Origin of the sequence: Flavobacterium jumunjinense (assembly GCF_021650975.2) — a bacterium.
In the GTDB taxonomy this organism is placed as follows: Bacteria; Bacteroidota; Bacteroidia; order Flavobacteriales; family Flavobacteriaceae; genus Flavobacterium; species Flavobacterium jumunjinense.
In genome coordinates this window covers 1-11289 of sequence record NZ_CP091287.1, presented here as the reverse complement: position 1 = coordinate 11289, position 11289 = coordinate 1, and the positions used below count along the sequence as shown (strand labels likewise).

Sequence of the window (11289 nt, the reverse complement as noted above, 5' to 3'; positions counted from 1 at the left end):
TTAATAATATAGAGTATATCTCGTCTAACGATGTTTCTCCTTTGGCCAAAACATCATACGCTTTTTCTGGAAGCGATTTATAATTTTCGTCATTTTCAAAATAAGTTGCAATAGTATTACTTTTTATTGCATTTGCAATGTCATTTGTAATATTAATCACTTCGTAGATGGCAGTTCTTCCTTTATAACCCGAATGAAAACATTCATTGCAACCAACAGGTTTATAGGCTTTTTCAACTTGGTATGGAATTGAAAAACTACTTGGAAAATCTTTTTCATCGATAGTAGTTTCTTCCTTGCAATGATTACATAATTTACGAATTAATCGTTGTGCAACTGATAGATTTAATGTTTCTGAAATAAGATATGGAGGAACACCCATGTCAATTAGCCTTGAAACTGTTCCAATAGCAGAATTGGTATGAATTGTTGACAGTACCAAATGTCCTGTTAAAGAAGCTCTAATTGCCATTAATGCTGTTTCGGAATCACGAATTTCTCCAAGCATAATCACATCAGGATCTTGACGCAAAAACGATTTTAAAGCGGAGGCAAAAGTTAGTCCAATGTCTTCTTTTAATTGTACTTGGTTAATTCCTTTTAGCGTATATTCAATAGGGTCTTCTACGGTTACAATATTTCTTCTACTATCGTTTAATAAGCGTAATGTTGCGTATAGTGTAGTGGTTTTACCAGAACCTGTTGGACCACTAATAAGGATAATTCCGTTTGGTTTTTTAACCGCTTCTAAATAACCTGTTAGTTCTTCTTGCTGGAAACCCAATGATTTCAAATCGATATTTGAAGCATCTTGACCTAATAAACGCATTACAATTTTTTCCCCATATAATGTAGGTAAAATAGATACACGAATATCAAACGTAGTAGTAGTGATTCTACCATCTTGTGGCAAACGTTTTTCGGTGATGTTTAGTTTGGAACGAATTTTTATCTTATTAACTAACTCCAAATAGTTCTCGCGTTCAATTTTATAGCGTTCAATTAACTGACCGTCAATTCTAAATCGGATTCGAGCTGAATCTTCATAGACTTCACAATGAATATCACTACTTTTTAACCCTTTCGCTTCACTTAATAAGTTTTCAAGAAAATCGCCTGAATCTATTGAAAATGTCTTTTTTGAGTTTTCAATGCGTTCTTTTCGGTAATATATAGAAAGTGCTTTGTTTATTTCGATTTCTGAATAGGAAAGCAAACTCACTTTCTTACCTAATAACAACTCTAATTCTTCTTTTACTTCGGTAGTGTTTTTATTCTCTAGACAATATAAAATAATAGTATCAGAATTACTTTTCTTGGGTAGTACTTTGTAATAATTTGCTAAATCTGCAGAAAGAATATGCAAGTTTTCGTTGGGTATAATTATCTCTTCCATATTATCGGATTAAAGTGATTTTTTGAAAGGAAAAGAAAATATCTTTTGTAATTATAAAGAGTAATAACAAAGCAGAAAGTCCCGCTAATGGTACAGCATCTTTTTTAATCCATTTTCTTAAAACAAATTGCATTACAATTGCAAAAAGCAAAGAAGTTATAAAAAAGAGTACATAATTGTACAATACAAACAAAGGTGTAATAGCGATGTAAAACAACAAATCGCCCAAGCCAAAATAGTTTTGAAAAGGATTTAAAAAGGATTTATTTTTAAGGCTCATATATAGCGTTAACACAATGATTGTGATACTAAAAAATAAAATATTAATACCAATTAGCTGAAGGTTTCCTTGTAAATAATTTGTAATACAATAAGAACAAGCAAATACTAAAACAGGCAACACAACATGTATGTGTCTAAATTTAGAATCTTGCCAAAAAATAAGAGCAAGACAAATGCATAAAACAATTGGAAATACTATCATTATTCTTTTACTACTTCTTTAAGCATTTTCTTATCGTTGATTTCCCAAGTATTGAATGCTCCATCTCCATCTAAATCGGAAACTGAAGTAGCACGAGCCACAAAAGAACTATTAGAGGCTTCTATAATTTCAATTCGATAGACCGCTTGACCTCCATCTTCTACAGTTTGTTCTTGTTCAAAACCTAATTCTTCTAAATCTCCCGTATATTTTGAGTAACGATAAAAATGACTTTTCTCCAAACCATATACTTGATTTAGCATCGCTTGCGCTTCAATAGCCTTTGCTTGACTAATAACCGATGTTTGATTCGGCAGTACCATAAGTAACAAGATACCTATAATGCAGAGTACAATTAATATCTCCGTTAAGGAATACGCTTTTACATAGGCTTTTTTAGAAAGGTGTTGTATATAGCGAATTGTTTTATTTTTCATTTTATAACGTCTAAAGAATTTGATTGCCACAAAAATACAAACTTTAAGCAAAACGAAATGATTTCTTTTTTATTTTATGGTGTACTATTTTTAACACAAGAAAATTTTAAGCTTTTAGACTAAAAATTTGTATCTATGATACTGTCCTAAGAATGTGTAAAGTTATTATAACAACAAGAACCACTTGTTTGCTTCTTACTTGCAATGAAAGTGGCTTTGTTTTATATTTTTTGTTGGCACAGAATGCAATTCTGCGCTAACGTTTGTGCATATCTGCGCGATCGGGTTTATTCTTTAGCCTTTCTTCTTGGTGTATCTCCTTTCCAACCTGGAGGGTAATGATATTTGAATTTAGTCTTTATTGCCTGAATATAAGTTTTCTCTGTGTCTAGTGTTAACTGTAACGTATAACTTTCTTCAGTTTCTTGAATAGTATCAATATAAATATTATAATTTGCATTTAATCTAGGATCTTTACTATTGAAAACATCTATCTTTAAAGTGTCAACATTCATATAAAATTTATAATCGTATAATACAAACTGATTTTTTTCTCCGTTTTCAGCTTTAATCATCCATGATTTTTTAGTATCCTGAAAACCTATTGAATAGTATCCTTCTGTCCATAAATCTTTATTACCATGATAAAAAGTAGTAATCTGCCATTCTCCTTCTACCATTTTAAAATATTTGTTATGAACTGTCGAACATGAAACCATAAACGATAAAAATGTAAAAAACAAAACTTTTTTTTCCATAACTATTTTTTTACTTTTTATCACACGCAAGACATTCCTTTGACTCATCAGTACTATTTTCATTATTTAAATTCTTTATTTCATCAACTTTTGTTTTAATCATAGCTAAACGTATACTAGCTTCGGGATCTGAAACTTTATTAATAATTGCTTCTGCAGTTTTTCTAATAGTTTCTCCTTCATTTCCATTTCCTCCGAACATTACAATATTGGCTATATCAGTTAAATCTTTGATATTATAATTTTCTGGCTTTATCAAACCTTGATTTACAGCTTTTTGCATATCTCTTATAACAAGACCAACAATTGAACTATTTCCTTTTCTCTGAATATCACCAGTAAATACATCTTTTGTTTCATCCCATGAACGTGTTTGTGCGTCAAATGCAAGTTTATCTTTCATGTTTGCTTTTGTATCTACAAACTCTTTAATCCCCTTGTAAAGATCATAAATGAGGAGTATTGCCATAGCACTACCTTTTGCTGGTAGCGGAGTTGGCTCATAAGTCTTTACAGTTTGAGCTTTACTCAAAATTTTTCCTTCAAATCTTTGTCTACGGTCTATTTTTCCGTTTCCTTTATTATATCTAGTATTCCTTATAATATCATAATTTGAATCTGTAAGTGTTCCGTCACTATTAGCTGATAGATTATTAGTTGATGTTAAATTAACTTTAAAAGAAACGTCTTCTTTTAAACTACCATTGGATCCTAAGCCAAATAATGGATTATTTTGTTTATATGTTTTTTGAAAATTATCATTAAAATTTTCAAGTTTTAAATATATTCTACCATTAGAAAATTCAACTCTAGCATCATTGTAATTTAAATATTCTAAACCTTCAAGCTCTATTCCATCGACAACTCTATTCTCAGAATAGGAATAATCACTATTCCAAGGATAATTTTTAGATAATGGGTCTCTAGATAAAAAACGTCCAAGCCGTGGATCATGCATTCGACTACTATCCTTTTGGAATGACACTCCCAGGTCGCACCAGCACCGGGAATGACTACCGTTACGGCTTCCAAGGACAAGAAAAAGATGACGAATTAAAAGGGAAAGGAAATTCTTTAAATTATACTTTTAGGATGCACGACCCGAGGGTAGGTAGGTTTTTTGCTGTGGATCCGTTGTTTAAAAAATACCCTTGGAATTCACCTTATGCATTTAGTGAAAACAGATTAATTGATGGGATTGAATTAGAAGGATTAGAGGTTGTTTCTGTAGGTAAAGAGTTTAATGTCTCATTTGTGGTTTCTGGTAGTTTTGGAGATGGATATGTGTTTGCTCCTGATGGGATTTATGAATATAGTAATTGGTCAGTTGGAGGTAAAACTAATATTTCAGCTGGTGTATCTGCTCTTAAAGTTATGGTTTATCCTACAATGAAAACTGTTAAAGATTTCGCAACTCCAAGTCATTCTTTTGGATTATCTGGTGGAGAAGTTGTTACTGGTGGTGTCGGATATTTACAAACTACAGATAGTAATAATAATTTATTATCAGGATTTTCTCTCGAAATTGGACTTGGTGTGGGGTTATCACCTCTTGATATTTCATATGAGTATGGACCAACAACTGTTAAGCCAGTTTCAGATAGAGCAAAAGCCATTACATTTGCTTATGAAGCCATTACTAAAATTGATGGTAAAATAAAAGAAGAGAAAGAAACTTTAAAAGAATTGGAAAGTAGTAAATACGATTATAGAATGGAATATACTAATACTCTAAATAGAATAACAAAAGAAAATAGAACTAAAGGTAAAACAATGAATTACAGAAAAGAATTAGATTACAGAAACTCTTTAAATAGAAAATTGAAAGAAACTAATAATTCGATTAAAGAAACAACAGAGTCAATAGATAAATTAAATCAGACTAAAGTAACTATTCAAAATTCTATCAGTAATGAAGGCTAATGTTTTTTCAAAATATTTGTTATTAATATTTTTCACTTCCTTTTTGATGGTTATCCTAAAAGTTGGGTTTTATAAATATACGACTGTTTTCTTTTTTATTTTTTTTTCTCTACCTTGTTTCTATTATTATATTTTAAATTTTTTATCTTTTAAAGAAGAGTTAACAAAACACTCTAAAGTTAATAGTAATATATTAAAAGGGGCGTATCCTAAAGCAGGATTTATGCTTTTTAAAAAATCTGAAATAGAGAAAATTGAGTTTATAAGAAAAAAAGTCGTAAAAAATATATTGCTTTTTTTTATGTCAATTATTACAATTTTTATTTTAGCTATATTGACAATTCATGATAATTTATCAAATTTTTTTGTCGATTTATTATCGTGTTTTAAATAAAAAAATATTTTCTACCCCGCTCCCAGCTCTCCGAAGAGTTCTAAATAAAACGCACACACTCTACGATGGTCTCCTGACCTCGTAGCACAATATAAAAGACAAAGCCACAGTAATGTGGCTTTAGTTGTTTTGCATAATTGTTTAGCTTAAGAAAGTTGTCTTCTTTGAAAGACATAGATTTTAACAAATGCGATTTATTTTACCATTACGTTCTGAATTCTTAGAGATAAAAAAGTATTAACTATTAATAATTTTGCTTAAATCGAACATTGGAGCATACATAGAGACCATAATAACAACAACTCCAATAACAATAATTATCATAGGTTCTAAAACGACACCAATCATCTTTGTTTGATGGCTAATTTCTTCATTGTATTGTTCCGTTAAGCGTTCAAACATAGTGTCTATTTGGTTAATCTGTTCTGCAACTTCGACCATAGAAACCAAATTGTTCCCAGCTCTCAGAAGAGTTCTAAATAAAATGCACACGCTCTACGATGGTCTCCCGACCTCGTAGCACAATAAAAAGACAAAGCCACTTAATCATTGCAAGGAAGAAATCAAGTGGCTTTTGTTGTTATAGTAATGGTAAGTTGACTTTTTATCCAATAATTTAAACAGTTTTATTGAATGTAATATCAGATTTTTTGACACTGTTCTTCTGAGTTTTCATTTATAAAAAAAGTTTATTGAAACGAGTTTCAATAAACTTTTTAGCAGTTTTGAAGTATCAAATAATTTCAAATTATGCAATATGTCTTTAAAATTACTTTTTCTTAAAACTTCTCGTTTCATTGTTGTAAAACACAGAAACAGAGTCTTTATAGATTTTTTTAATTACTAAACCATCAATGTCGCTGTTCAATCTAACGCGTTCTAAGCGATTATTGACTTTAACTAGTATTAGTTCTTCTTTTTTGTCTTTTGACTTAATATAACCGAAATATTGCACATAAGGAAAGGGTGTAATTGCTTTTGGTTCTGGCTCTTTTTTTACTACGGGTGTCGAACGAACTATTATTGGTGCAGTTGTGGGTTTAGAAAACACTTTGTTTAAGAAAGGGTCTTTTGTTAAGGGGTGCAAAGCAAAAGTATCTTTTTTGATGATAGAAATAGCATCATAATTATAGGCATTAGAAAGCGTATAATCCAATTCATCATCTCCAAAAAAACGATTAATATATTTATAGCCCACTGTTCCCCAAAGTGAAAGCACTACAAGAATAAGAATGATATTAATCGTTTTTTTTGTATCCATTTTTTAGTTGATTGTTAATTTGTTACCAGAACTATAGGCTCCTACATTTCCGGCTGCATCTTTAGCTCTCACTCTCCAATAATATACTCCAGCAGTAGCAAATGCTTGTTGATAACTTGTTCCTGTTGCAGGTGATGTTTGGATAATAGTTGTGAAATTAAGATCGGATGCAATTTGTAATTCATAAGTAATAGCCGATTGTATTACTCCAGAATCTTGAGAAATGGTCCAACTAAAACTAACCGTTTGATTAATCGTTTGTGAAGCATTATTTGCTGGTTGATTGTTTTGTGGCTGATTTGGAACAACAATATCCCTTAAAAAACTCCTTGTTGAATATACCGTTTCAGTTGACGTTGTTGTATTATAAGCTTTTACTTTCCATGTATATTGACCGTCACTAGTAATATGTGAACTGTTCAATGTTACGTTGGTAGTCGTAACATTGTCTTGCGTGAAGACAATACTTCCAGATGTTATATTTATTACTTCAACTTTATAATGATCTGCGGCAGTTAAATCATTCCATGACAATGTTATTGTGTTTAAATTGGTAGCAAAGCTTGCTGAAGGCGCGACTAATACTACTTGTTGATTCGTAAGATCGTCCGATTCTTCTACATCAAAGGTTAAAGGAAAAGAATAAGTAGATTGATATGCTGAATTTTCTCCTCTCACTCTCCATTGATAGGTACCTTGAATTAATGGCAACGTTACTGTGTTTGTGTTTACTAAGGTATCGAATACTTTAAACTGATTGTTATTGTATACTTGCACACGATAATCATCTGCTCCATCTAATTGATTCCACTGAAAAACAGTTACATTACTTTCTACAGTTGCTCCTTCTAAAGGGTAAACCACTTGAACCAAATCATTAGAAATGTCTTCTTCTAGAATATCTTCACAAGAAAAAGTGAATACTGCTAAAGCAATTAGGATTAATTTATGTATTATTTTCATGTCTAAATTTTATTTATCGTTATCTTCTTTTACTACTTTTTTATTACCAATCTCATAATTCTGAAATACTATTTTTAAATGTAATACTTCATTACTATTATTCTTTTTTACAGTATAATAATTAGTACTCACCACTCTTGAATAATTGAATTTTGTTTCAAAATCATATCCTAATTTTAATAAATTATTAATGTTTCCTGTAATATCTAATTGATTGGTGTAAATGGTATAGTTTTCACCTTCAAAAGTATGAATAGCTTGTAAATCATTAATAGAAATTCCTTCATGTTGTGTAGCAAAAGCAATAATTTCTTGTTGCACAACATCTCTCTCTACGTTCTGATTTCCTAAGTATTTATCATAACTTGCTATTTCCATTGAAAGCACATCTAAATTTTTAGACTTACTAGCTATTTCATCAGAACGTTTTGTTAGTTCTTTATTTTCTTGATAAACCTCAATTAAGCTTTTAAATGAACGTTTGTATGCTGTATAAGACAGCATCAAGAAGATTACCACTAACGCAATACATTTTTGTTTGTATGTGTACTGTTCAAACATTATTTAATACGTATTTTTAAACTAAATTGAGTATTGTTTTTTTTGTCTTTCTTCAAGCTTTCCAATTCAAATTTTGCAATCCAATGAAAGGATTTTAAGCTTCTTAACCAATTATTAAATTCATCTTCATTCACGGTTACTCCTTTTACCCAGATAGTCCCTGGAGTAATTTCAACTTTCTCATTATGCTTCACAACTTTCTGCAAAGGAGCTGTGTTTAATTCGTTTAACGAAATGGAGTTCGGTATCGATTTTATAATTTCATAGGAATAAAAAGACAGGAATTTATCCGATAAAAATCCAGAATCTTTAATGATTTTTTCTTTGTCTTTTTTCTGCTTTTCTAAAGTAACAATTTGTTGGTAGGCTTTGTTAGAGTATACATTTTGAATGTTCAATGCTGCATTTTTCTCGCTATAATATTGAATTGTCAAATAACTCGCTAATAAAGTGATTAAAAAACCAACAAGCATTATTAAACCGAAAGTTGAAAAAGCCTTTCTATAAACAACTTCATCAATAGAATTGTTATTAAATTCTGATTTAGAAATGGAATCATTCTGTACAAAATAGTTCAAACCAATACCATATAACGGCAATACAAAATTAGAAACAGAATGTTCACCTATCGTATAATTAGCAGATGGAATAGCTTCTGGTTTTGAAAAATTGACAATCTCATTTTGTTCCAATACCAAAGCTAAATCTCCTGAATAAACGACAGGAGAACTTAAATTATCGGCTAACAAAACAGAAAGAAATGAACCAATGTAAACATCAATAATTTGTGCTTTTTTGCTTTCAAAAAGAGACAACCATTCGTCTGCAATATTCTTTCTACAAAAACTAATGAATGTATTGTTTTTTAAAGTATAACTAGTGTGATAAATGGTATTGAAATCGATGTTTTTTTGCCAAGCCAAATCAATATCACTAGTACTATCAATATTCTTATTTAGAACTCCTTTTCCATCAATCGCTAGAACAATAGGTAGCTTTAGGTCGATATTTTCTAAAAAAGTTTTCTTAGAAATAAAACTCTTGTTTTCTATTAGTTTTAATTGATTTTTTTCTTTTTTAAAAGTAAGCAAAGTATATCTTTCACTGTCGGTTTCTTGATAGATACCTACAACTTGAATACTATTGATTTTGAATATTTTAGAAAGAAAATTTAGCATTAATACACAATTGTTGGTTTAATGAAAATATGCAGTTTAGAATTTCCTTTTGCTTTCTTTTTGCTACTAAAAAACCATTTAATAATAGGAATTCTAGAGATTAAAGGCACACCCGTTCCTGAGTTTTCTTTTTTTAATTCATCTAAACCACCTAATAGTATCATTTCATTGTTCTTTACTCTTACTAAAGATTCAAATTGTTGCGTTGCTTTACCAGGAGGAGCATTTTCTCCAGCTCTACCTAAGAAAGCACTTTTCTCAACATTAATATTTAGTGTTACATTTTCATCCGCAGAAACATAGGGTTTTATTTTGACAGCCAGATTAGCTTCAGTTGGTTTCCATGTTCCAGATTGCAAAATATCACCTCCATTTCCAATATTATTATTTAGAATACGATTATTTTGTTCAAAATAATAATTCGTTTCTCCAATAGATAATGTTGCTTCATGACCACTTAATGTAGCTATTTTTGGTGTTGATTCTATTTTAATTATAGAATTGTTTTCTAGCAGTTTTAAATTCAAATAAAAAGCATCGGTAACCTTACCTAATTTAAGAAGTCCAAGACCATTAAAAGCGTCTATCAAACTATTCACAGAAGAACTCCCAAGGTTTACATCTGTCGTTGGAAAAAGAACACCACCTGTTTGTGCTTTATTTAGCTTATCTAATCCCGCTTTTAAACCCGTTTGAACATCATAGGATTTGTTATATTGAACAATAATCACTTCTATTTGAACCAAAGGAACAACTTTATCAATCTGTTTAATGTATAATTTTAATTCCTCAATAGTCGATTTTGCCCCTGAAGCAATCAAAGAGTTAAGTTCAACAAATTCTTTAATTTCAACTTTATCATTGAATATTTTTGGTAAGGATTGTAAAACAGATTCGATAGAGCGATTCTCTAATGGAATAATCTCTGTAGAACGCAATCCTTCTGTAGATTGTTCACCAATAAGATAAAAACCATCCTGATTTTTATAGGTGTATTTTTTACCTTTAAAAACATGACTCAATAAGTCATCAAAAGTGATTTTATTGGCTAAAAGCGATGTTTTCTCATTTTCTGGTTTGTTATAAATGAAATAATTTACGTTCAGTTTCTCGGCCGCTTCAATCAATAAATCAGTTGCGTCAGCTACGTTTGCCTTAACTGTTAAGAAACCTTGATTGTCCACTTCAACATCATAAGACCCTTCCGAACCAGAAGCAGGTTTTTGTTTGTTCCTATTTGAGTTTCTGTTATTTGAGACAGATGATGAATTTGCTTCCTTTGGCAAGGTGTTTTTTTCTAAATAATAGAAACCATTATCATCTTTTGTAGCTACTAAATCATTCGATTTTGCCATCATATCAATAACTTGTTCAAAAGGACGGTTAAGAATATAGGAAGACACTTTTATCGTTTTAATATCGGGTGCCAAAACTACATTTTTACCCGATTTATCAATAATAGCTTGTGCTACAGCTGGCAATGAGTCATTTTCTAATTTAACCGATAAAAAATCATTCTGAGGATTGTAACTAACATCAATTATTTTTTGCTGTTTCTTCTCAATTATTTTTACTTCTTTTCGCTTTTTAAAAATAATAATATTACTCATAAAGCTTGCTTCTAGATCATATTTCTGAACTAAAAACAAGAAGATATCTTTTACTGTTACATCATGAAAATTATTAACCACAGGAGTATTTAAGTCATTATCAACACTCACATTCAATTGATGTTCTTCAGAAATTGCAATAATTAAATCATATAAAGATAGCCCTGAAACATCAATCTTTACGACCTCATTAATACCTGGCTTTATCTTCGAAAACTCATCTAATTTTCGTCCTAATTCATTAAGGTCTTGCTGTGCAAAAAGAGAATGGGTGAATAGACTCAGGGTTAATATTACAATAATTTTTTTTATCATTTTATACAT

Annotated in this window: 12 protein-coding genes; 1 reads left to right on the top strand and 11 read right to left on the bottom strand. The window is 30.3% G+C overall.

Annotated features, from left to right (window positions below):
• From L2Z92_RS21370 to L2Z92_RS21350, 5 genes are all read right to left on the bottom strand, one after another.
• The coding region (locus L2Z92_RS21370) for a GspE/PulE family protein (protein ID WP_236458910.1) at positions 1–1396 on the bottom strand (1396 nt) is incomplete at its 3' end.
• Between the two features lies 1 nt (position 1397).
• Positions 1398–1880 (bottom strand): hypothetical protein, encoded by a 483-nt coding sequence (locus tag L2Z92_RS21365; RefSeq protein ID WP_236458189.1) that lies wholly within the window; start codon positions 1878–1880, stop codon positions 1398–1400.
• Positions 1880–2317, bottom strand: a complete 438-nt coding sequence (locus L2Z92_RS21360) for a type IV pilin protein (protein WP_236458190.1) — start codon at positions 2315–2317, stop codon at positions 1880–1882. Before L2Z92_RS21360 ends, L2Z92_RS21365 begins: the two co-directional genes overlap by 1 nt.
• 287 nt (positions 2318–2604) lie before the next feature.
• Positions 2605–3075: a hypothetical protein gene (locus L2Z92_RS21355; RefSeq protein WP_236458191.1), complete on the bottom strand. Its 471-nt coding sequence runs from the start codon at positions 3073–3075 to the stop codon at positions 2605–2607.
• A 10-nt stretch (positions 3076–3085) separates the two neighbouring features.
• Positions 3086–4033, bottom strand: coding sequence for an RHS repeat-associated core domain-containing protein (locus L2Z92_RS21350; RefSeq protein ID WP_236458909.1), 948 nt, complete (start codon positions 4031–4033; stop codon positions 3086–3088).
• Here L2Z92_RS21350 and L2Z92_RS21345 point away from each other — a divergent pair.
• Positions 4021–4998 (top strand): RHS repeat-associated core domain-containing protein, encoded by a 978-nt coding sequence (locus L2Z92_RS21345; protein ID WP_236458908.1) that lies wholly within the window; start codon positions 4021–4023, stop codon positions 4996–4998. The genes L2Z92_RS21350 and L2Z92_RS21345 overlap by 13 nt on opposite strands.
• A 631-nt stretch (positions 4999–5629) precedes the next feature.
• Here L2Z92_RS21345 and L2Z92_RS21340 read toward each other — a convergent pair.
• The 6 genes from L2Z92_RS21340 to L2Z92_RS21315 form a co-directional block, all read right to left on the bottom strand.
• Positions 5630–5833 (bottom strand): type II secretion system F family protein, encoded by a 204-nt coding sequence (locus tag L2Z92_RS21340; RefSeq protein ID WP_236458178.1) that lies wholly within the window; start codon positions 5831–5833, stop codon positions 5630–5632.
• A gap of 328 nt (positions 5834–6161) precedes the next feature.
• On the bottom strand, positions 6162–6653 hold the full coding sequence (locus L2Z92_RS21335) for a hypothetical protein (RefSeq protein WP_236458179.1): 492 nt from the start codon (positions 6651–6653) through the stop codon (positions 6162–6164).
• A gap of 3 nt (positions 6654–6656) precedes the next feature.
• A complete protein-coding gene (locus L2Z92_RS21330) occupies positions 6657–7616 on the bottom strand; it encodes a phage tail protein (RefSeq protein ID WP_236458180.1) in 960 nt (319 codons plus the stop codon).
• A gap of 9 nt (positions 7617–7625) precedes the next feature.
• Positions 7626–8177 carry a hypothetical protein gene (locus tag L2Z92_RS21325; protein WP_236458907.1) on the bottom strand — a complete coding sequence of 184 codons (552 nt, stop codon included), beginning with the start codon at positions 8175–8177 and terminating at the stop codon, positions 7626–7628.
• Entirely contained in the window at positions 8177–9355 is a 1179-nt protein-coding gene (locus L2Z92_RS21320) for a hypothetical protein (RefSeq protein WP_236458906.1), read from the bottom strand. Before L2Z92_RS21320 ends, L2Z92_RS21325 begins: the two co-directional genes overlap by 1 nt.
• A partial coding sequence (locus tag L2Z92_RS21315; protein ID WP_236458905.1) for a type II secretion system protein GspD occupies positions 9355–11289 on the bottom strand: 1935 nt, incomplete at its 5' end. The genes L2Z92_RS21315 and L2Z92_RS21320, both read right to left, overlap by 1 nt.

What these genes read in the sequence shown, in the direction of transcription:
- L2Z92_RS21330 (WP_236458180.1), bottom strand. Translation starts at nt 7,616, where the DNA reads ATGAAAATAATACATAAATTAATCCTAATTGCTTTAGCAGTATTCACT.
- L2Z92_RS21340 (WP_236458178.1), bottom strand. Translation starts at nt 5,833, where the DNA reads ATGGTCGAAGTTGCAGAACAGATTAACCAAATAGACACTATGTTTGAA.
- L2Z92_RS21360 (WP_236458190.1), bottom strand. Translation starts at nt 2,317, where the DNA reads ATGAAAAATAAAACAATTCGCTATATACAACACCTTTCTAAAAAAGCC.
- L2Z92_RS21350 (WP_236458909.1), bottom strand. Translation starts at nt 4,033, where the DNA reads ATGCATGATCCACGGCTTGGACGTTTTTTATCTAGAGACCCATTATCT.
- L2Z92_RS21335 (WP_236458179.1), bottom strand. Translation starts at nt 6,653, where the DNA reads ATGGATACAAAAAAAACGATTAATATCATTCTTATTCTTGTAGTGCTT.
- L2Z92_RS21365 (WP_236458189.1), bottom strand. Translation starts at nt 1,880, where the DNA reads ATGATAGTATTTCCAATTGTTTTATGCATTTGTCTTGCTCTTATTTTT.
- L2Z92_RS21320 (WP_236458906.1), bottom strand. Translation starts at nt 9,355, where the DNA reads ATGCTAAATTTTCTTTCTAAAATATTCAAAATCAATAGTATTCAAGTT.
- L2Z92_RS21355 (WP_236458191.1), bottom strand. Translation starts at nt 3,075, where the DNA reads ATGGAAAAAAAAGTTTTGTTTTTTACATTTTTATCGTTTATGGTTTCA.
- L2Z92_RS21325 (WP_236458907.1), bottom strand. Translation starts at nt 8,177, where the DNA reads ATGTTTGAACAGTACACATACAAACAAAAATGTATTGCGTTAGTGGTA.